The following is a 21,783-nucleotide window of genomic DNA, read 5'->3' as shown; positions in this document are numbered from 1 at the left end:
CATGGCGCAGGGCCTGCCTCCGGCATGGCAGCGCAGACACCCGCATCACCAAAGTTGGCAGACAATAGCGCCCTTGTTCTTGTCCTCATGCAGGAGAAAACGGTGCCCATCGAAACCGACACGCCACAGGCCATGCGCCGCCTCTTCATCGCCATCGGCATCTGGCTGGCGCTGATCATGCTGGCGGTGCTCTTTGCCACACCCGAGCAATTTTCCATTCTGTTCAATGAGCAGGGCCCGATCGAAGGCCTGAGCACCCCCGCCTGGATCATCCTGGGCGCCTGGTGCCTCGACCCCTGGCATCCGCGCGTCAAGCCGCTGCTGACCTGCGGCGTGATGGCGCTTTTCGGCGGCATGCGCGAGGCCGACTGGCAGCACAGCGAGATCACCCACTCGACCATGCTCAAGGTCTCCTTCTACATGAACCCGCTGCCGCCCATCTGGCACAAGCTGCTGGCAGCCATCTTCACGCTGGCGCTATTGGCCACCGTGGTGGTAGGCCTGCGCCAGTTGCTCGCCTATGTGCGCGCCAGCGGCAGTGTGCGCGCCGCACTGCAGCCGGCCTGGGCCAGGGTCTTCGTGACCGGCTTTTTGCTGACGGCCTTCTCCAAGTTCCTCGACCGGCTGATCAATGGCCTGGTCGAATGGGGCGGCCCCCACATCGATGGCCTGGCCGGCCGCTTCATCGGCGGCTACGAGGAAGGCATCGAACTGCTGCTGCCCTTTGTTTTCGCCTACGCGCTGTGGCTGTTCCGCCGCCAGCAGCTCGCCGCAAAGCGCTGAATCACTGAGCCTGTTATCAGAACCGCCTCTCAGAACCTGTTCACCGGCCCGACTGCGGTTTGCGGTTTGCGCCTTGCATCGCATCGCCTGCGAGGGCGACGTGGCCCGCGAAAAGATCGTAAACAGGTTCTCACAGCTGCGGGATGTGGGCATAGCGCCGGCTCAGCCAACCGGAGCCCAGGTCCAGCGAAGCGCAGAACAGGTAATAGATCAGCGCCACGGCCAAGAAGATCTCGGCCGGATAGACCATCACCCGATTGCTGACCTGGGTGGCCACGAAGGAGAGTTCGGCCACGCCGATCACATAGGCCAGCGAGGTGTCCTTGATCAGCGACACCCATTGGTTGATGAAGGATGGCGCCATCATCGGCAGCGCCTGCGGCAGCAGCACCAGCCGCAGCACCTGCCAGCGCGTCATGCCCAGCGCGGCAGCGGCCAGCCACTGGCCCGCCGCCAGGCTCTGGATGCCGGAATACACCGAATGCGCCAGATAGGCGCCACCGACCAGCGACAGCGCCACCACCACCGTGAACAGTTTGGGCACGTCCAGGCCAAAGGCCACCGGCAGCAGGAAGTAGACCCAGAAGATCAGCAGCAGCACCGGGATGGCGCGAAAGAACGCCAGCACAGCGAGCACCGCCGCGTGCAGCCAGCGGTTCCGCACCAGTGCCAGTGCAATGCCCAGCACCAGTCCGACGCTGGCGGCCGCCAGCCCCGAGAGCGCGCTCAGCACCAGCGTGAGCGCCGCGCCGCCCAGCGGCCCGTCGGGCCAGGCGCCCAGCAGCAGATAGGGCAGGTTGTCCCGGACGACACCGAAGTTCATGCTGCCCCTCCCTGCGCGCCCAAGCGGCGAAAGCGCCGGCGCCGCTGCCAGGCCTGCGCGCCCAGCTCGATCAGCACGATCAGCAGCAGATACAGCAACGTGGCAATGCCAAAGGCCTGGAAGGTCTTGAAGGTCTGCGTCTCGACCTGGCGCGAGGCATAGGACAGCTCGGCCAGGCCGATGGCCATGGTCAGCGAGCTGTTCTTGACCGCATGCATGTATTGCCCCACCAGCGGCGAGAAGGCATTGCGCAAGGCCTGTGGCAGGATGATCCAGCGCCAGGCCTGCCAGCGCGTCAGGCCCACGGCGGCCGCCGCGCTGTACTGGCCCGCGCCGACGCCCTGCACGCCGGCGCGGAATTCCTCGGCGATGAAGGCGGTGGTGAACAGCGTCAGGCCGAAGAAGCCGGCGATGAATTCGAACGATGGCCAGCGCAATGCCAGGCCCGGCAACTCGATCTGGCGCGGCGTGTTGAGCCAGGGCAGAAAGCCTTCGGGCAGAAAGCTGGCGGCACCGAAATACCAGAAGAACAGCTGCACCAGCAGCGGCGTGTTGCGAAACACCGAGAGATAGGCGCGCGCGGCCCAGCCGACCGGGCCGCGCCCCTCCATGCGCGCCACGCACAGCAGAAAACCGCCCACGGTGGAGACCACGCAGACGCACAGCGACAGGCCGATGGTGACCAGAAAGCCATCCCAGAGCCAGCGCAGGTATTTGGGTGCGAGCAACTCGCCGAAAACATCCATCTTCGCCCCACTCATTCAATGCGCGCACCGACGCGCCGCACCGTGCCGCCACCGCCGGTTGCTGCCACGATGGCGTCGCGGCACCGGCGAGGCTGGCCCTGCGTCCGCGATGCGCGACACCCGCGCATCATGGACAGCGGCCCGACGCCACCAAGGCCACGGCAGCGCAGGACGGGGAAAAACCGGGCAGCCCGGCCAGGCGGTTCAGCCTGATCGGGCCCTGGTCAGTGCATCGTCAGTGCGTCACTTCGCCTCGATCTTGCCATGACCGATCTTGTAGAGGCGCTCCAGCGGCGTCTTGGTGTCGGGACCGAACCAGGTGTCGTAAATCTGCTCGGCCTTGCCGCTGTCCTCCAGCTCCTGCAGGCTGCTGTCGACGAACTGCTTGAGCGCCGTCTCGCCCTTGGGAATACCGACGCCGATCAGGTCGTCCGAGACGGTGAAGGGCGGCACCTCATACTTGTCGCGGTCGGGCACATTGGCCAGCAGGCCGATCAGCTTGGGGCCATCCTGGGTGATGGCCTGCACATTGCCATTGCGCAGGGCGGCAAAGGCGAACGGCGTATCGTCATAGGCCACCACGGTGGCACCGGGGTACTTGTCGCGGATCACCCCCTCGTTGACCGTGCCCTTGTCCACCCCGACGCGCAACTGGTTGATGTCCTCCGGCTTCTCGAGCCTGGTGCCCTTCTTGATGATGAACTGCTGGCCCGACGCGAAATACGGGATGCTGAAATCGACCTGCTTGGCGCGCTCTTCGGTGATGGTGAAGTTGGCCAGCACCAGATCCACCTTGTTCGAGACCAGCAACGGCACGCGGTTGGCGGGGTTGGTGGGCACCACCTCCAGCTTCACGCCGAGCTTGTCGGCCAGCGCCCGGGCAAAGTCCACGTCCAGCCCCTCGATCTTCTTGCTCTTGGCATCGACGAAGCCAAATGGCGGGTTGCTGTCGAACGAGGCAACCGTGAGCACGCCTTTCTCCCTGATGTCGTCCAGCCGGTCGGCATGGGCCAGGCCAGCGCTCAAGGCCAGCGCGGCGGCAACGATGGTGGACCAGTTCTTCATTGTCTTCATTGCAAACTCCCTGTGAAAATGATTGGTGCGGCCTGTGGGGCCAAGCGTCGAAGATGGGCGTATCAGATCACTGCGCGCTTATTCCAGGAACGACTTTTTCAAAATACGAATAGCACCAGAAGAAATAAGAAATCTGGTAGCGGACCAGGGCGCCACCGGCCCGCCTGGCGAAATCGGCCACCCATCGCGATGCGCCTAGAATGGCGCCAGTTCCAGTCCAGTCACCCCCGCCTTCAACGCTGCATGCCGCATCCGATTCCATCTCCCCTCGTCATCGCCACCCGTGAAAGCCGCCTGGCCCTCTGGCAGGCCGAGCATGTGCAGCAACGGCTGCAGCAGCTGGGCCACCAGGTACGGCTGCTGGGCATGACCACCCGGGGCGACCAGATCCTCGACCGCAGCCTCAGCAAGGTCGGCGGCAAGGGGCTCTTCGTCAAGGAACTGGAGACGGCGCTGGCCGAAGGCCGCGCCCAGCTTGCCGTGCATTCGCTCAAGGATGTGCCGATGGAGCTGCCCGAGGGGTTTGTGCTGGCCTGCGTGCTCGAGCGTAGCAATCCCCGCGATGCCTTCGTCTCCAACGACTACGCCAGCCTGGCGGCCTTGCCCGCGGGCAGCGTGGTCGGTACCTCCAGCCTGCGCCGCCAGGTGCTGCTGCAGCACCTGCGCCCGGACCTGCAGATCGAGCCGCTGCGCGGCAACCTCGACACGCGCCTGCGCAAGCTCGACGAAGGCCAGTACAGCGCCATCGTGCTGGCCGCCGCAGGCCTGGAGCGCCTGCAGATGCCCGAACGCATCCGCATGCAATTCGATACCGAGCAAATGCTGCCGGCGGCTGGCCAGGGCGCGCTGGGCATCGAGGTGCGCGCCGACCAGACCGCGCTGATCGAGACCCTGCAGGCACTGGCCCACATGCCCAGCTGGCTGGCCACCGCGGCCGAACGCGCCGTCAGCCGCAGGCTGGGCGGCAGCTGCTCGGTGCCGCTGGCCGCGCACGCCCGCTGGCAAACCGGCGACACCGGCAATGGGGATGACGCACAACTGCTGCTGCAGGCGGCCTGGGGCGACCCTGCGGGCCAGGCCGCGCTGATCCTCGCGCAGCACCAGACGACCGTGCGCACGCTGGACGAGGCCCAGGCGCTGGGCCAGCAAGTGGCCGAACAACTGCTGGCCGCAGGTGCCCAGCCAGCCGCTGGCCCACACTGACCGACAGGAAAGCCAGGAGGCCGGGACGCCGGTGGTCCCTGCTCCTGCCGCGGTAGCGGATCGGGACGAATCCGAACCATCCGAACCATCCGAACTATTCGAACCGATCAGCCGGATCGACGGGCCACTGCAATGCCCTCGTGCTCTCGAACACCCGTTCGGCGCCGCTCACCGGATCCCGAAAGCGCAGGCGGCGCGCCAGCAGCTGCAGCGGCCGGCTGTAGTCGCCAGACGGCGGATCGTTGATCTCCGGATAGAACGGATCGTGACGGATCGGCACGCCCAGCGCGGCCATGTGCAGGCGCAGCTGGTGCTTCTTGCCGCTGACGGGCTGCAGCCGGTAGCGCGCCCACGGGCCGGCGCGCTCGGCGATCTGCAGCAGGGTCGCGCTGTTGGGTTCGCCCGGCACCTCGCACATGGTGAAAAAGCGCGGCCCGCCCTCCTCCATGCGGCTGCGGTGCCAATAGGGCTGCTCGAAACGCGCGTCATGGGCGGCCACCGCCTCGTATTCCTTGTGCACCTGCTGCTCGCGGAACAAGCGGTGATAGGCATTGCTGGTGGCAGGATTGGCCGAGAGCAGCACCAGCCCGGCCGTGTCCTTGTCGAGCCGGTGCAGTGGCGCCAGTTGCGGCAGGCCCAGCGCGTGCTGCAGACGCCGCAGCAGGGTCTGCTCCAGGTACAGGCCGGCCGGCGCCACCGGCAGGAAGTGCGGCTTGTCGGCCACCACGATGTGCTCGTCCCGGTGGAGCACCCGCGCCTCGAACGGAATCGGGGTCTCGTCGCTGAGCCAGCGCTGGTAGTACAAATGCCCCAGGCCGGCCACCGGCGCCCCGGCCGCCAGCGGTTCCCCGTCCGGGCCGCGCACCTGCCGGCGGGCGATGCGCTCCTGCCAGTCGGTGCGGGCGATGTGCGCGAAACGCGCCGCCAGGAAATCCAGCGCCGTGCCGTGCGCGGCAGCAGGCACGCCCACGCGGCTCCAGTCCGGCGGGCGCTGCCAGCGGGTTGCCACCGCCCCGCTCATGCCCCTTCACCACCGTTCTCGCCGCCGCTCTCGCCGCCGTTCTCGTCCATGTCGCCGGCTTCGCCCTCTTCATGGACCTGACCGGCCTGCTGCGTCTGCAACCAGCGCGGCAGCCACTGCCACAGCAGGGGATTCTGGCTGAAGGCGACATTGAAGCGCAGCCAGCCGGTGGGCTGGGCATCGACCCAGAAGAGCTGCCCGAGTCCGAGCAGAATGCCCTGGCGTGCCGCCGTGTCGACCGCCACCATGCCATCGGCAATGGCCGGGTGGCGCGCCCACAGGTACATGCCTTCGCGCGGCTCGCAATAGAGTTCGAAGCCCAGTTGCTGCAGACGCTGGCCGACATCGTCATGCGCCTGCGCCAGCCGCTCGCGCAAGGCCTTGAGGTGCTTGCGCCAGCGCCCGTCCGTCACGACGTTGTAGACCAGTTGCTCGGACACCTCCGAGCTGGTCAGGCCCGAGAGCATCTTGAGCTTGACCAGCCGTTCGAGCGCCTGCGGATGCGCCAGCAGGTAGCCCACGCGCAGATTGGCGGAGACGGTCTTCGAATAGGTGCCGATGTAGATGACACGGTGGAGCTGGTCGAGGCTGGCCAGCGAGGGCTGGTGGCTGGCGTCCATGTCGGCGTAGATGTCGTTCTCGACCAGCATGAAATCGTACTGGCCGGCCCATTGCAGCAGCTGGTGCAACTGCGGCAGGCTGGCACGCGTGCAGGTCGGGCTTTGCAGGCGCGGCTGGGTGAAGAAGGCCTTGGGCCGCACGATGGCCAGCAACCGCTCGAGCTCGGCCATGTCGTAGCCCTCGGGCGTGCGCGGCACGCCGATGAGTTGCGCGCCCTGGTGGCGCAGCATGCTCATCACGTTCGGGTAGCCCGGATCGTCGACCAGCACCACGTCACCGGGCTGCACCAGCGTGCGCGCGGCCAGGTCCAGCGCATGGCTGGAGCCGTGCGTGAGCAGCACCTGCTCGGCACTGGCGCGGATGAGCTGGTCCTGCGCCAGGTTCTGCGCGATCACCGTGCGCAGCGCCGGCAGGCCTTTCGGATCGCCATAGCCGCTCAGCGCCAGGCCTTCGCTGGCGAGCTTGCGCAGGCCGCGGCGCACGCCATCGGCAAACATCCAGTCGTCGGGCAGCCAGCCGCAGCCGGGCTGGATCGGCCAGTCGCGGTTCTCGAAGATCTGCCGCAGGTACCAGGCCGCATCGAAGACGGGCTTCTGGCGCTGGGGCTCGCCGCCTTCCGGCGCCTGGCCGGCGGCATCGAGCGCGCGGCTGACGAAGAAGCCGGCATTGGCGCGGCTGGTCAGAACGCCCTGCGCCACCAGCCGGTCGTAGGCCTCCACGACGGTGAAGACGCTGACCGCATGCGCCGCCGCGAACGCCCGGATCGAGGGCAGCTTGGTGCCGGGCTTGAGCGTGTGCTCAGCCACCAGCGCGCGCACGCCCGCGATGATCTGGGCGACCAGCGGCGTGGAGGAGTCGTGTTGGAGCTGGAGCATGATGGGGACAAAAAAATGCAAATGCGCCCTTCAGGGCGCGCGGGACACATCCTGGCCGGGCATCACCCGGATGGCCGGCCTGTGGAGAACGGTCGCCAAGGGGATGGATGAGCAAGCCGCATGCCAGGCATCAGGGTAACCACCATCAGGGTTTCCATGTACAGGCCGGACATGCAGCACAGTGCAGCAGACCTGCACGGCCAACTGTACATGGACGGCCACCGTGTGAATTTCATACATTCGGCGAGCCGCCAAGGCTCCGACCTTCGCGCAGATACCCTGCGCACAGCCTTGGCATTGTGGAGATGCCATGAACAGCCCAGTCGAGAACTTTATCACCAAGCCTGCCGCCCAGGATAACGCCACGCTGCTGGCGCGCCGCCAGGCCGCCCTGCCGCGCGGCGTGGGCCAGTCCCATGCGATTTTCGCCTCCCACGCACGCAATGCCGAGGTCTGGGACGTCGAAGGCCGCCGCTTCATCGATTTCGCCGGCGGCATCGCCGTGCTCAACACCGGCCATGCGCACCCGGAGATCACCGCCGCCGTGCAGCAGCAGGTCGAGAAGTTCAGCCACACCTGCTTCCAGGTCGTCGCCTATGAATCCTACGTCGAGCTGGCCGAGCGGCTCAACGCGCTGGCGCCCGGCCAGGCGCCCAAGAAAACCCTGTTCCTGACCACCGGTGCCGAGGCCGTGGAGAACGCCGTCAAGGTCGCCCGTGCCTACACCAAGCGGCCCGGCATCATCGCCTTCGGCGGCGGCTTTCATGGCCGCACCAACCTGACCATGGCGCTGACCGGCAAGGTCGCGCCATACAAGATCGGCTTCGGTCCCTTCCCGGGCGACATCTACCACGCCAAGTACCCCAACCCGCTGCACGGCGTGAGCGCCGAGGATGCGCTGGAATCGGTCAGGGCGCTCTTCAAGTACGACATCGAGGCCGAGCGCGTGGCAGCCTTCATCATCGAGCCCGTGCAGGGCGAAGGCGGCTTCTATGCCGCGCCGGCCGAATTCATCAGCGGCCTCAAGGCCATCGCCGATGCGCACGGCATCCTGCTGATCGCCGATGAGGTGCAGACCGGCGCCGGCCGCACCGGCACCTGGTACGCCAGCGAGCAATGGCCCGTGGCGCCCGACCTGGTGACCACCGCCAAATCGCTCGGCGGCGGCTACCCGATCTCGGCCGTCACCGGCCGCGCCGAAGTGATGGACGCCCCCGCCCCCGGCGGCCTGGGCGGCACCTATGCCGGCAGCCCTGTGGCCACGGCCGCGGCGCTGGCGGTGCTGAAGGTGTTCGAGCAGGAGAAGCTGCTCGAACGCAGCCAGGCCCTGGGCGAGCGCCTGCAGGCCGGCCTGCGCCGCATCGCCGAGCGCCACCCCGAGATCGTCGACGTGCGCGGCCTCGGCGCCATGGTGGCCTTCGAGCTGGGCAAGGGTGGCGACATCCACAGCCCCGATGCCGAGACGACCCGGCGCATCGTCGCCGAAGCCACCACGCGCGGCCTGATCCTGCTCTCCTGCGGCACCTATGGCAATGTGATCCGCATCCTGGTGCCGCTGACGGTCTCCGACGCCGTCGCCGACGAGGGCCTGACCATCATCGCCGACAGCGTGGCGGCCGCACTGGCCTGAACGGCCTGAACGGCCCGCACCGCCTGCGCTGCCTGCGCGATGACTGGCCGGCGGCACCGGTGCCTCGGCACCGGCCGCGCAGGCCCGATGCGCCTTCTTGCCCGCGCGCCAGACGCCAGCAGAGTCTGCCGCGCCCTGCATCCGCCCTCGGCGGATGCGCCACTCCCTGGATTCCCGGCGAATCCATGCCGTGCCTGCGCCTCGCCCCGGCGATGATGGCGCATGCTCTCGACAACCAGTCCGCAACCGCTGCCTGCAGCGGCCTTGAAGGAGCCCACCATGCAGACTGACACCACCCCCTCCGCGGCCGACGGCCACAACCAGCTCAGCAGCGCCCTCAAGACCCGTCACCTGACGATGATGTCGATCGCCGGCGTCATCGGCGCCGCACTGTTCGTCGGCTCGGGCAGCGTCATTGCCCAGGCCGGCCCGGCCACCATCCTGGCCTATCTGGCCGGCGGCATCCTGGTCATCCTGATCATGCGCATGCTCGGCGAGATGGCGACCTCCTCGCCCGACACGGGCTCCTTCTCGACCTACGCCGAGAAAGCCATCGGCCGCTGGGCGGGCTTCACCATCGGCTGGCTGTACTGGTGGTTCTGGACCCTGCTGATGGCCTGGGAGGCCTATGTGGCCGGCCTCATCCTCCATGACTGGTTTCCCGCCATCGGCATCAACGCATTCACCGCCATCGTGACGGGGCTGCTCATCATCGTGAACTTCCTGCAGGTGAGGAGCTACGGCGAATTCGAGTTCTGGTTCGCGCTCATCAAGGTGGTGGCGATTGCCTGCTTCATCGCGCTGGGCGTGCTGGCCGTGCTCAACCTCTGGCCCTGGGGCGAGAGCCGTGGCATCGCCAATCTGACGGCCCACGGCGGCTTCATGCCCAATGGCATCGAGTCGGTGGCAGTGGCGCTGCTGGGCGTGATGTTCGCCTTTCTGGGCGCCGAGATCGTCACGATCGCCGCATCGGAAGCCAAGAACCCGGCCGAGCAGATCGTGCGCGCCACCAACTCGGTGGTCTGGCGCATCTGCCTCTTCTACATCGGCTCGATCTTCCTGATCGTCTGCCTGGTGCCCTGGAACGACCCCCTGCTGGGCCAGTCCGGCTACGGCTCCTACCGCCGCACGCTGGAGCTGCTGGGCATACCCGGCGCGCAGTGGGTGATGAACTTCGTGGTGCTGACCTCGGTGAGCAGTTGCTTCATCTCCGCGCACTACACCTGCTCGCGCATGCTGTATTCGCTGGCGCGGCGCGGCGACGCACCGGCCTTCCTGCAGCAGACCCGCGCCAATGGCACGCCGGTGTATGCGGTGATCGCCTCCTGCGCGGTGGCGGTCCTCATCGCCATCCTCAACTTCTTCGAATCGCTGCGGCCCAAGGACATCCTCGACCTGCTGATGAACACCACCGGCATGATCGCGCTGCTGGTCTATCTGGTGGTGGCTTTCTCGCAACTGAAGATGCGCCGCAAGCTGGAGGCGCAGGGCCGCGAGATCCGCCTGAAGATGTGGCTGTTCCCCTGGCTGACCTATGCCACCATCGTCTTCATCATCGCCTCGCTGGTGGTGATGCTGTTCGTCGACCAGTACCGCCCCATCGTGCTCTCCACCGGTGCCGCCGCGCTGGTCGTGGTGATCGCCGGCATCGTCGTGCACCTGCGCGAGGCGCGCCGCCAGCGCCATGCGGCCAACCGCACCGACAGCGCCGGCAGCGCTGACATTGACGCCACCGTGACAGTGCAGAAGGCCTGAGCGGCTGGCACAATCGAAAAACCACCTCCTTCCATTCCCATCATCCGAGGTTCAACCATGTCCAGTTCCAACGCCCCCCTTGCCCTGCTCAAGGATCCATCCCTCCTGAAAACCGGCAGCTTCATCAACGGCGACTGGGTCCAGGGCACCGCCAGCTTCGCGGTCGAGGATCCCGCCACCGGCGCCCACCTGGCCGATGTGGCACGGCTCGGCCGCAGCGAGGCCCGGCAAGCCATCGACGCCGCCAACGCCGCGCTGCCGGCCTGGCGCGGCAAGACCGGCAAGGAACGCCACGCCATCCTGCTCCAGTGGTTTCGCCTGCTGATGGAGAACCAGGAGGACATCGCCCGCATCATGACGGCCGAGCAGGGCAAGCCTTTTGCCGAGGCCAAGGGCGAAGTCGCCTACGGCGCCAGCTTCGTCGAATGGTTTGCCGAGGAAGCCAAGCGCACCAACGGCGAGACGCTGCCGCAGTTCGACAACAACCGGCGCCTGCTGGTCATCAAGCAGCCCATCGGCGTGTGTGCGGCCATCACGCCGTGGAACTTCCCGCTGGCCATGATCACCCGCAAGGTCGCGCCCGCGCTGGCCGCTGGCTGCACGGTGGTCATCAAGCCGGCCGAATTGACCCCGCTGACCGCGCTGGCCGCCATCGAACTCGCGCAGCGCGCCGGCATCCCGGCCGGCGTGCTCAACATCGTCACCAGCGATGCGCAGGGCAGCATCGACATCGGCAAGGAACTGTGCGAGAACGACACCGTGCGGCACCTGAGCTTCACCGGCAGCACCGAGGTCGGCCGCATCCTGATGCAGCAGTGCGCGCCCACCATCAAGAAGCTGGCGCTGGAACTGGGCGGCAACGCCCCCTTCATCGTGTTCGACGATGCCGACATCGACTCGGCCGTCGAGGGCGCGATTGCCAGCAAGTACCGCAACGCCGGCCAGACCTGCGTGTGCGCCAACCGCCTCTACGTGCAGGACGGCGTGTATGACCGCTTCGTCGAGAAATTCGCCGCCAGGGTCGCCGCCTTCAAGGTGGGCAATGGCTTCGAGGACGGCGTGGTGCAGGGCCCGCTGATCGAGCCGGCCGCGCTGGACAAGGTGCAAAGCCATGTCGACGATGCCGTCGCCAAGGGCGGCAAGGTGCTGACCGGCGGCCAACGCCTCGAAGGCCAGTTCTTCGAGCCCACCGTGATTGCCAACGCCACCGCCGACATGAAGGTCGCGCGCGAGGAAACCTTCGGCCCGCTGGCGCCGGTGTTCCGCTTCCAGACCGAGCAGGAAGCCATCGACGCGGCCAACGCCACCGAATTCGGCCTGGCCAGCTATTTCTACAGCCGCGACGTCGGCCGCATCTTCCGCGTTGGCGAAGCGCTGGAGTACGGCATGGTCGGCATCAACGTCGGCATCATCGCCACCGAACACGTGCCTTTCGGCGGCGTCAAGCAATCGGGCCTGGGCCGCGAAGGCTCGCACCACGGCATCGACGAGTACCTGGAACTCAAGTACCTGTGCCTGGGCGATATCCAGAAGTAAGGCTCGGCAGCACGGAAGCGTTCTGCCGCTGAACCGCATATCCGCATATCCGGTGGATGCGCTGCAGGGCGCATCCACCTTTTTCATGGTCCGGCCGATGGCAGGCAGGCCCGGCCAGCCGCCCTTCCGCCCTTCCGCCTTTTGGTCTTTTGGTCTTTTGGTCTTTTGGTCTTTTGTCTCGGCAACCCCTTTGTCTTTTGTATTTGTTCGGCAAATCCAATGAAAAAATGAGAATCATTCTGGCATCCGGATAGAATCGCCGGTCGGGCCGTTCGCTGCCGGCCGCCATGCATGGCGCGCGCCGCACGGTGCATGCCCGTCCCGCCAGATCCCGCCGGTGCCGGGCCGGGTCCGCCAAGAGCCGGCCCACATGGCTCAGCTTCCTTGCCTCCCCCGCTGTCGATTGCGCCGGCCTGCTCCTTTGTCCATGGATCCGATCACCCGCTTCTTCATCCGCCGCCCCGTCGCCAGCGTCATGCTGGCAATCGCGGTGATACTGGCGGGCCTGCTGGCCTGGCGGCTGCTGCCGGTGGCGCCGCTGCCGCAGGTGGATTTCCCGGTGATCGAAGTGCGCGCCAGCCTGCCCGGCGCCAGCCCCGAGAGCATGGCCAGCACCGTGGCGGCGCCGCTCGAGCGTGCGCTCGGCGGCATTGCCGGCGTCACCCGCATCAGCTCCAGCAGCAACCAGGGCGCCACCCGCATCGCGCTGCACTTCGAGCTCGACCGCAACATCGACGCTGCCGCGCGCGAGGTGCAGGCGGCCATCAATGCCGCGCGAGGCCAGCTGCCCGCGGGCATGACGGGCAACCCGACCTACCGTAAGATCAACCCCTCCCAGGCGCCGATCATGGCGCTGGCGCTGAGCTCGCCGGTGCTGCCGCCCTCGGTGCTCTACGACAACGCCTCGACCGTGCTGGCCCAGAAGATCGCCCAGGTCGTCGGCGTCGGCGATGTGACCATCGACGGCGCCTCGCTGCCGGCCGTGCGGGTGCAGCTCGATGGCGCGGCGCTCACGCACCTGGGACTGTCGATGGAGGACGTGCGCCGCGCCATCGGCACGGCCAACGCCTGGCGGCCGCTGGGCGTGCTCGAGGAGGACGGCCTGCGCTGGCAGATCGGACTGTCGGCCGCCATGCGCACGGCCGATGAATTCCGGCAGCTGGTGGTGCACCACCAGGACGGGGCCATCATCCGCCTGGGCGACGTGGCAACCGTCTCCGACTCGGTGGAAAACCGCTACACCGGCGGCTTCCACAACGACCGGGCCGCCGTGGTGATGTACATCAGCCGCCGCGCCGACGCCAACATGGTGCAGACCATCGATGCCATTCACGCGCAGATGCCGCAGCTGCGCGCGCTGCTGCCGGCCGATGCGCAGCTGTCCGTGGTGATGGACCGCTCGCCCGGCATCCGCGCCACGCTGGCCGAGGCGCAGTGGACGCTGGTGCTGGCCTGCCTGCTGGTGATCCTGGTGGTATGGGCCTTCCTGGGGAGCGCGCGCACGGCGCTGATTCCCGCCCTGGCGCTGCCGGTGTCGCTGATCGGCGCCTTCACAGTGATGTGGTGGCAGGGCTTCTCGCTCAACAACCTCAGCCTGATGGCATTGATCGTCGCGGCCGGCCTGGTGGTGGACGACGCCATCGTCGTGCTGGAGAACATCCAGCGCCACGCCGAGCAGTACCGCCGGCTCGGCCCGCCCGGGCGCAGCCGATTCGGCCTCTGGCGCGCCGCCATGCGCGGCGCCGGCGAGGTGGGCTTCACGCTGCTGGCGATGAATGTCTCGCTGGTGGTGGTGTTCGTCGCCATCCTGTTCATGGGCGGCGTGATCGAGAAGCTGTTCGGCGAGTTCTCGGTGACGCTGGCAGCAGCCATCGTCATCTCGCTGCTGGTATCGATCTCGCTGACACCGGCGCTGTGCGCGCATGCGCTGCCCAGGGGGGCGGCGGCGCCGGCCGGGCGCATCGCCCGCCTCGGCCAGGCCGTGTTCGCCGACCTCCAGCTGGCCTACGCCCAGACCCTGGCCTGGACACTGCGCAACGCCGCCCTCATGCTGCTGCTGCTCGGCGGCGTGGTGGCGCTGACCGTGTGGCTCTACATCAGCATCCCCAAGGGCATGCTGCCCACCCAGGACACCGGGCAGCTCAGCGGCTTCGTGCGCGGCGACGACGGCTTCTCGTTCCAGGTCATGCAGCCCAAGATCGAGGCCTACCGCCAGCACATCCTGCGGGACCCGGCGGTGGCCGACGTCACCGGCACCAGCGGCGGCAGCGGCGGCATCAGCAACTCGCGCCTGGACATCCGCCTCAAGCCGTTGGCCGAGCGGGGCGTCTCGGCCGCCGAAGTGGCGGCGCGGCTGCGCGGCACTGCGCCACCCCAGGCTGGCGGCGTGCTCAACATCAATGTGGAGCAGGACATCCGGCTCGATGGCGGACCCGGCAGCTTCAGCCAGGGCGAGCAGCAACTGGTACTGCGGTCCGATTCGCTGGCGCTGCTCAACCAGTGGGGCCGGCCGGTCGGCGAAGCCATGGAACGCCTGCCCGAGCTGGTCGATGTGCGGGTGCCCAACACGGAGGATGCCCAGCAGGTGGAGCTGCACATCGACCGCGAGGCCGCCCGGCGGCTGGGCGTGACCATGAGCAGCATTGCCTCGGCGCTCAACAACGCGTTCTCGCAGCGCCAGGTGGCCACGCTGTACGACGACCTCAATCAGTACCGCGTGGTGATGGAACTCGATCCGCTGTTCGGCAACGACCCCACCGCGCTGGCGCAGACCCAGGTGATCGGCCAGAGCGGCCACCCCGTGCCGCTGACCGCCTTCGCAAGCTGGGGCTACGGCCTGGCGCGCGACCGCGTGCAGCACGAAGACCAGTTCGCCTCCATCGGCATCGACTATGGCCTGGCCCCCGGCGTGACGCTGCCGCAGGCGCAGGTGGCCATCGCCCACGCGCTGGCCGAGCTGCGGCTGCCTTCTGCCATCTTCACCGGCGCGCGGCAGAACGACCCCAACAGCATCGAGGCCACGCTGGCCCGCCAGCCCTGGCTGATCCTTGGCGTGCTGGTGGCCGTGTACCTGGTGCTGGGCATGCTGTACGAGAGCCTGCTACACCCGCTGACCATTCTCTCGACCCTGCCCGCCGCCAGCGTGGGCGCGCTGCTGGCGCTGCGCCTCTCGGGGACCGAGTTCAGCCTGATCGCCCTGCTGGCCCTGTTCCTGCTGATCGGCATCGTCATGAAGAACGCCATCCTGCTGATCGACTTCGCGCTGCAGGCGCAGCGCCAGCGCGGCCTCGATGCCCACGCGGCCATCGCCGCCGCCGCGCAGAAACGCCTGCGCCCCATTCTGATGACCAATCTCGCCGCGCTGCTGGGCGCCGTGCCGCTGGTGCTGGGCTTCGGCGAGGGCTCGGAAATGCGGCGGCCGCTGGGCATCGCCATCATCGGCGGACTGGCCGTCAGCCAGTTGCTCACGCTCTACACCACGCCCGCCGTCTACCTGTGTCTCGAGCGGCTGCGTCAGCGCCTTGGCCGCCACGGCCGGCAGCCACCCCACCAGGCCGACAACCCGCCCCGGCCCCACCCCGAAGCCCACTCCGCCTGACCCCTCCCCATGTCCACGCGATTCGCCCCCCGCCCGGCCGTCCCGCCGGCAACGCCTCCCACCATCGGCCGGCGTCTGCCGGCCGCCTGGAGCTGCGCCCTGGCGGTCCTGCTGGCCGCCTGCGCGGCCACGCCGCCCCATCCGGCGCCCGAGCTGGCCCTGCCCGGCCATTACCTGCACCAGCAAGGCTGGCAGACCGCCACGCCGGCCGCCGTCGCCGCAGCGCAGCGGCAAGGCAGCGAGGCCACGGACGGACCCGCCGCCTGGTGGCAGGTCTACCAGGATGCCGCGCTGGACGCCGTGCTGGCGGAAGTCACGCTGCGCAACGCCACGCTGGAGCAGGCAGCCGCGCAGTGGCGCCAGGCCGAGGCCGCCGTGGCCGCCGCCCGCGCCAGCCGCTACCCGCAACTCGATGGCACCGCGTCGGCCAACCGGTCGGGCAGCTCGGGGCGCTCCGCCAGCGCCGACGGCGCGCCGCAGAGCCGCTTTGCCGCCGGCCTGTCGGCGAGCTGGATGCCCGATGTCTGGGGCCGCCTGGCGCTCGGGCAGCAGGCCGCGCAGGCCAGCGCCGATGCCGCTGCCGCCGAGCTGGCCGCCGTGCGCCTGGCCCTGCAGCTGAGCGCGGCCGAACAATACGTAAGCCTGCGCCGCCTGGAGCTGGACGCACGCCTGCTGGCGCAAACCCGCACCGCCTACCAGCGCTCGCTGCTGCTGACGCGCAACCAGTACGACTCCGGCTTCGTCGCCCGCGCCGATGTGATCCAGGCCCAGATCCAGCTCGAATCCGTGCAGGCCCAGATCGCCGCCAACCAGCACCAGCAGGCGCTCGCACGCAACGCGCTGGCACTGCTCGCCGGCAGCACCCCCGGCCAGTGGCAGGCTCCGGGCAGCCATGATGTGCCACTGCAGGAGCCCCCCGCCATCCCCGCCCGCATCGTCTCGGCACTGCTGCTGCAGCGCCCGGACATCGCCGCGGCCGCCGGGCAGCTGGCCGCCGCCAACGCCCAGCTGGGACTGGCGCAAACCGCCTGGCTGCCCGATCTCAGCCTCAGCGCCAGCGCCGGCCTGCAGGCCAGCCGCTGGAGCGATTTCATCGATGCGCCGCTGCGGGTCTGGTCGCTGGGTCCGGCGCTGGCGGCCAGCCTGTTCGACGGCGGGGCCCGCCGGGCCGCCACCGCACAGGCCGAGGCAGCCTACCAGGCCCGTGCCGCCGCCTGGCGCGCCAGCGTGCTGCAGGCCGTCCAGGAGGTGGAGGACGCCCTCGCCGCCGCGCAATGGCTGCAGGCCCAGCACACGCACCAGCTGACCTTGCTGCAGCTCGCCGACGAGAACCTGCGCGTGGTGCAGAACCAGTACGAGGCCGGCCTGGTCAGCTACCTCGACGTGGCGACCGCCCAGAACCTGGCGCTGGGCAGCCAGCGCAACGCCCTGGACCTGCAGGCACAGCGCCTGCAGGCGAGCATGCAGCTCATCGCCGCGCTGGGCGGCGGCTGGCAGGTCCCGCGCACGGCATCCATCCATCCCTGACTCCGACCACCTCCGGCCCTCCACAACCCCATTCCTGCCCGCACCGATCGCCATGCCCTCCCCTGCCCCTGTTTCCCCACCCTCCGCCCACGGCAGCAGCAAGCGCCTCCTGATCTGGCTCGTCGTCATCATCGCGGCGCTGGCGCTGCTGTGGTTCTTCCTGCTGCGCAACACCAAGCCGCCGGTGCCGGCCGGCCCCAGCCCCTTCGCTCAGCCGGTGGCGGTGCTGGTGGCCCCGGTCGAGCAAGGCGACTTCACCGTGCAGGTGCAATCCATCGGCACCGTCACGCCATTCAATGCCGTCACGGTGCGCTCGCGCGTGGCGGGCACGCTGCTCAAGGTGCATGTGCAGGAAGGCCAGACCGTCAAGCAGGGCCAGCTGCTGGCCGAAATCGACCCCGAACCCTATCGGGTGGCGCTGGCGCAAGCCAAGGGCCAGCAGCAGCAGAACCTGGCCCAACTGCGCAATGCGCAGAACGAACTGGCGCGCTACCAGCGCCTGTTCCAGCAGGACTCGATCGCCCGGCTCGAACTGGAGCGCCAGCAGGCCCAGGTGCAGCAACTGCAGGGCACCGGACAGGCCGACCAGGCGCAGGTCGACGAGGCCCAGCTGCAACTCTCCTACACCCGCATCACCGCGCCGATCTCCGGGCGCGTGGGCATGCGCCGCGTCGATGCCGGCAACCTGATCGGCGCCAATGACGCCGACGGTCTCTTCACCATCGTGCAGACCCAGCCCGTCTCGGTGCTGTTCACCGTGCCCGAGCCGCAGGTGACCAGCGTGCGCCAGGCCCACGCGGGCGCGACCCCGCCACTGGTGCAGGCCTGGGACCGCGACAACCGCCGCCTGCTCGCCAGCGGCGTGCTGGACACGCTGGACAACCAGATCGACATCGCCACCGGCACGCTGCGCCTGAAGGGACGCTTCGAGAACGCCGACGACACGCTGTTTCCGAACCAGTTCGTCAACACCCGGCTGGCGCTGCAGACCTTGCAGGACGTGCTGACGATCCCGGCCGATGCGGTGCAGTTCGGCAGCATTGGTACCTATGTGTACGTGATCGAGGATGGCAAGGCCAGCCGGCGCGTGCTGGAGCTGGGCCCCTCCAGCGACGGCCGCACCGTAGTGCTAGCGGGCCTTGAGGCAGGCCAGAGCGTGGTGCTCGAAGGCATCGACCGGCTGCGCGAGGGCCGGGCCGTGACCATGGTCAATGCCGACCAGGCGCCGGCTGGCGAGGCCACGCCAGCGGCAGAGCCACCGCGTCGCGGCCAGCCCGGCGGCGGCGCCGCGACAGGTGGCTGAACATGCAGATCTCCCGCCCCTTCATTCTCCGTCCGGTGGCCACGTCGCTGCTGATGCTGGCCGTGCTGGTGGCCGGTCTGCTGTCGTGGCGGCAATTGCCGGTGGCGGCACTGCCGCAAGTGGACTACCCGGTCATCCAGGTCTTCACCTTCTATCCCGGTGCCAGCCCGGACGTCGTGGCCCGCACCGTCACCGCGCCACTGGAGCGCAACCTGGGGCAGATTCCCGGCCTGCAGCAGATGTCCTCCACCAGCTCGGGCGGCGCCTCGGTGCTGACGCTGCGCTTTGCGCTGCAGGTCGACATGGGCGTGGCCGAACAGGAGGTGCAGGCCGCCATGAACACGGCCTCCAGCCTGCTGCCCGATGACCTGCCGGCTCCGCCGATCTACCGCAAGGTGAATCCGGCCGACACCCCGATCCTGACACTGGCGGTCAGCGCCGAATCCATCCCGCTGCCGGCACTGGCGGACATGGTCGAGACGCGCATGGCGCAGAATATCTCGCGCATCGCCGGTGTCGGCATGGTCAGCGTCACCGGCGGCCAGCGGCCGGCCGTGCGCGTGCGTGCCAACATGGGGGCGCTGGCCGCGCACGGCCTGGGCCTCGAAGACCTGCGCAGCGCCATTGCCGCGGCCAACGTCAACCAGCCCAAGGGCAGCTTCGACGGCCCGACGCGATCGACCATGCTGGATGCCAACGACCAGTTGCGCACCCTGCCCGAATACCGCGACCTGATCGTGGCCTGGCGCGCCGGGGCGCCACTGCGCCTGGGCGACGTGGCCACCATCGAGGATGGCCCGGAGGATCGCTTCCTCGCCGCCTGGGCCGGCAGCGGCTGCCAGCACCGCGCCGCCGGCACAGACACGGCGGCCGCATCTGCGGAGCCTGGCCGGGCCACCCGCTGCGCCGCCCAGCCGGCGCTGCTGCTCAACATCCAGCGCCAGCCCGGCGCCAACGTGATCGAGGTGGCCGACCGCGTGCACGCCATGCTGCCCGAGCTGGCGGCCACGCTGCCCGCCTCGGTGAGCGTGCAGGTCCTCACCGACCGCACCGAGAGCATCCGTGCCTCCATCCGTGGCGTGCAAAAGGAAATGCTGTTCGCCATCGCGCTGGTGGTCATCGTCACCTTCGTGTTCCTGCGCACGCTGCCGGCCACCATCATCCCCAGCATCGCGGTGCCGCTGTCGCTGATCGGCACCTTCGCGGTGATGGCCTGGCTGGGCTACTCGCTCAACAACCTCAGCCTGATGGCGCTGACCATTGCCACCGGCTTCGTGGTGGACGACGCCATCGTGATGCTGGAGAACATCGCCCGCCACCGCGAAATGGGCCGCCCGCCGCTGCAGGCCGCCCTCAAGGGCGCGCAGGAAATCGGCTTCACGCTGGTGTCGCTGACCGTCTCGCTGGTGGCGGTGCTGATTCCCCTGCTGTTCATGGGCGACGTGGTGGGCCGGCTGTTCCACGAGTTCGCCGTCACACTGGCGGTGGCCATCGCCATCTCGCTGCTGGTCTCGCTGACGCTCACGCCGATGATGGCGGCGCGCATGCTCGGCGCCGCGCCGCACCGCCAGCCGGCGCATGGCGACAACGCGGACGGCGATGTCGGCGGTGCTGCCGCCGCCGAGGAGCGGCCCGGCCACGCCGGCGAACACTTGCAGGGCGATTGGCTGGACGGCACCATCCGCGCCTATGCGCGCGGACTCGACTGGGTGCTGCGGCATCGCATCGCCACCCTGCTGGTCATGCTGGCAACGCTGGTGGCCACCGCGCTGCTGTACCTGGCCGTGCCCAAGGGCTTCTTTCCGGTGCAGGACAGCGGCGTGACCCAGGTCGTCACCGAGGCGCCGCAAAGCATTTCGTTCGCTGCCATGGGCGAGCGCCAGCAGCAACTGGCCAACGCGCTGCTCGATGACCCCGATGTCGCCAGCCTCTCGTCCCACATTGGCGTCGATGGCAACAACGCCACGCTCAGCAGCGGCCGCATGCTGGTCAATCTGGTGCCGCATGGCCAGCGCAGCAGCAACGCCAGCGACATCCAGCGGCGCCTGCGCGAGCGCGCCGCCGGCGTCGAGGGCATCACCGCCTGGCTGCAACCCGTGCAGGAGCTGGGACTGGAAGACCGCATCAGCCGCACGCAGTACCAGTTCACCATCAGCACGCCCGAGCGAGCCTTGCTGCAGGAGTGGAACGAGCGACTGCTGGCGCACCTGCGGGCCCAGCCGGCGCTGCAGGACGTCGCCAGCAACCTGCAGAACAGCGGCCTGCAGGCCTGGCTGGAAATCGACCGCGACGCCGCCGCGCGCCTGGGCGTGAGCGCCGGCGACATTGCCAATGCGTTGCAGAGCGCTTTCGGCCAGCGCCAGATCAGCACCATGTTCACCCACGCCAGCCAGTACCGCGTGGTGCTGGAGGCCGACCTGCCGCCCGGCGATGGCCTGGACGCGCTCTCGCGCGTCTACGTCGGGAGCACAGGCAGCACCGATGGCACCAGCGCGCCGGTGCCGCTGTCGGCGCTGGTCAGCGTCGTGCAGCGCCAGGCGCCGCTGGCCATCGAACACCAGGGCCAGTTTCCGGCGGCCACCCTGTCCTTCAACCTTGCTCCCGGCCATTCGCTGGGCGAGGCCGTCGCCCTCATCGAGGCCGCGCCGGCCGCCATCGACATGCCCGCCTCGGTGGAGCTGAGCCTGCAGGGGGCCACACAGGCCTTCAGCGCCTCGCTCGCCAACACCCTGTGGCTGATCCTGGCGGCGGTGGTGGTGATGTACCTGGTGCTGGGCATGCTCTATGAAAGCGCCATCCACCCCATCACCATCCTCTCGACGCTGCCCTCGGCCACCGTCGGGGCGCTGCTGGCACTGCTGCTGACCGGCCGGCCGCTGGACATGATCGCCATCATCGGCATCGTGCTGCTGATCGGCCTGGTCAAGAAGAACGGCATCATGATGGTGGACTTCGCGCTGCACGGCCAGCGGGATCTGGGGCTGCCTCCGGTGCAGGCCATCCGCCGCGCCGCGCTGCTGCGCTTTCGCCCCATTCTGATGACCACGCTGGCGGCACTGTTCGGCGCCATCCCGCTGATGCTGGCCAGCGGCTCCGGGGCCGAGCTGCGGCAACCGCTGGGCATCGTGATGGTGGGCGGCCTGATCATGAGCCAGTTGCTGACCCTGTTCACCACGCCGGTGGTGTATCTGCTGTTCGACCGCGCCGACGCGCGGCTGGCGCGCCGTGCGTCAGGGGTAGCGGAGCGCGCCCAAAATCCCTTGCGCTTCTCGCGGCAGGACCGCTGAC

General features: G+C 68.7%; 14 protein-coding genes. 9 read left to right on the top strand and 5 right to left on the bottom strand.

The genetic code is table 11. The features are described from left to right. Positions 1 to 102: 102 nt before the first annotated feature. Complete coding sequence (locus tag EV687_RS13860; protein WP_130466524.1) at positions 103 to 783, top strand: hypothetical protein; 681 nt, start codon at positions 103 to 105, stop codon at positions 781 to 783. 130 nt (positions 784 to 913) lie between these two features. On the opposite strand, the gene EV687_RS13855 is transcribed toward EV687_RS13860, so the two are convergent. From EV687_RS13855 to EV687_RS13845, 3 genes are all read right to left on the bottom strand, one after another. Next, positions 914 to 1,606: an amino acid ABC transporter permease gene (locus EV687_RS13855; RefSeq protein WP_122227457.1), complete on the bottom strand. Its 693-nt coding sequence runs from the start codon at positions 1,604 to 1,606 to the stop codon at positions 914 to 916. Further along, positions 1,603 to 2,367, bottom strand: a complete 765-nt coding sequence (locus tag EV687_RS13850) for an amino acid ABC transporter permease (RefSeq protein WP_242612637.1) — start codon at positions 2,365 to 2,367, stop codon at positions 1,603 to 1,605. The genes EV687_RS13855 and EV687_RS13850 overlap by 4 nt, the downstream gene beginning before the upstream one ends. A gap of 228 nt (positions 2,368 to 2,595) precedes the next feature. Further along, on the bottom strand, positions 2,596 to 3,417 hold the full coding sequence (locus EV687_RS13845) for an ABC transporter substrate-binding protein (RefSeq protein ID WP_122227463.1): 822 nt from the start codon (positions 3,415 to 3,417) through the stop codon (positions 2,596 to 2,598). 252 nt (positions 3,418 to 3,669) lie between these two features. Between EV687_RS13845 and hemC the strand changes: the two genes are divergently transcribed. After that, positions 3,670 to 4,629 (top strand): hydroxymethylbilane synthase, encoded by a 960-nt coding sequence (gene hemC / locus EV687_RS13840; protein WP_122227466.1) that lies wholly within the window; start codon positions 3,670 to 3,672, stop codon positions 4,627 to 4,629. A 94-nt stretch (positions 4,630 to 4,723) separates the two neighbouring features. On the opposite strand, the gene EV687_RS13835 is transcribed toward hemC, so the two are convergent. Beyond that, a complete protein-coding gene (locus EV687_RS13835) occupies positions 4,724 to 5,650 on the bottom strand; it encodes a pseudouridine synthase (protein WP_122227470.1) in 927 nt (308 codons plus the stop codon). After that, positions 5,647 to 7,146 carry an aminotransferase-like domain-containing protein gene (locus tag EV687_RS13830; protein ID WP_122227473.1) on the bottom strand — a complete coding sequence of 500 codons (1,500 nt, stop codon included), beginning with the start codon at positions 7,144 to 7,146 and terminating at the stop codon, positions 5,647 to 5,649. The genes EV687_RS13835 and EV687_RS13830 overlap by 4 nt, the downstream gene beginning before the upstream one ends. A gap of 310 nt (positions 7,147 to 7,456) precedes the next feature. Between EV687_RS13830 and gabT the strand changes: the two genes are divergently transcribed. The 7 genes from gabT (at position 7,457) to EV687_RS13795 (ending at position 21,782) form a co-directional block, all read left to right on the top strand. After that, positions 7,457 to 8,776 carry a 4-aminobutyrate--2-oxoglutarate transaminase gene (gene gabT / locus EV687_RS13825; protein WP_122227476.1) on the top strand — a complete coding sequence of 440 codons (1,320 nt, stop codon included), beginning with the start codon at positions 7,457 to 7,459 and terminating at the stop codon, positions 8,774 to 8,776. Between the two features lie 279 nt (positions 8,777 to 9,055). Beyond that, positions 9,056 to 10,531 carry an amino acid permease gene (locus EV687_RS13820; protein WP_122227479.1) on the top strand — a complete coding sequence of 492 codons (1,476 nt, stop codon included), beginning with the start codon at positions 9,056 to 9,058 and terminating at the stop codon, positions 10,529 to 10,531. A 57-nt stretch (positions 10,532 to 10,588) separates the two neighbouring features. Continuing rightward, a complete protein-coding gene (locus EV687_RS13815) occupies positions 10,589 to 12,067 on the top strand; it encodes an NAD-dependent succinate-semialdehyde dehydrogenase (RefSeq protein ID WP_122227481.1) in 1,479 nt (492 codons plus the stop codon). Positions 12,068 to 12,494: 427 nt separating this feature from the next. Then, complete coding sequence (locus EV687_RS13810) at positions 12,495 to 15,665, top strand: efflux RND transporter permease subunit (protein ID WP_122227484.1); 3,171 nt, start codon at positions 12,495 to 12,497, stop codon at positions 15,663 to 15,665. Between the two features lie 9 nt (positions 15,666 to 15,674). Further along, positions 15,675 to 17,192 carry an efflux transporter outer membrane subunit gene (locus EV687_RS13805; protein WP_122227487.1) on the top strand — a complete coding sequence of 506 codons (1,518 nt, stop codon included), beginning with the start codon at positions 15,675 to 15,677 and terminating at the stop codon, positions 17,190 to 17,192. A gap of 52 nt (positions 17,193 to 17,244) precedes the next feature. Further along, positions 17,245 to 18,495 carry an efflux RND transporter periplasmic adaptor subunit gene (locus EV687_RS13800; RefSeq protein ID WP_122227492.1) on the top strand — a complete coding sequence of 417 codons (1,251 nt, stop codon included), beginning with the start codon at positions 17,245 to 17,247 and terminating at the stop codon, positions 18,493 to 18,495. 2 nt (positions 18,496 to 18,497) lie between these two features. Continuing rightward, positions 18,498 to 21,782: an efflux RND transporter permease subunit gene (locus tag EV687_RS13795; RefSeq protein ID WP_122227495.1), complete on the top strand. Its 3,285-nt coding sequence runs from the start codon at positions 18,498 to 18,500 to the stop codon at positions 21,780 to 21,782. Position 21,783 lies beyond the last annotated feature (1 nt).

Source organism: Corticibacter populi (genome assembly GCF_004217315.1).
Classification (GTDB): Bacteria; Pseudomonadota; Gammaproteobacteria; order Burkholderiales; family Burkholderiaceae_C; genus Lampropedia; species Lampropedia populi.
Note: the sequence above shows the minus strand (reverse complement) of the source record. Positions and strands in the feature narration are given on the sequence as shown.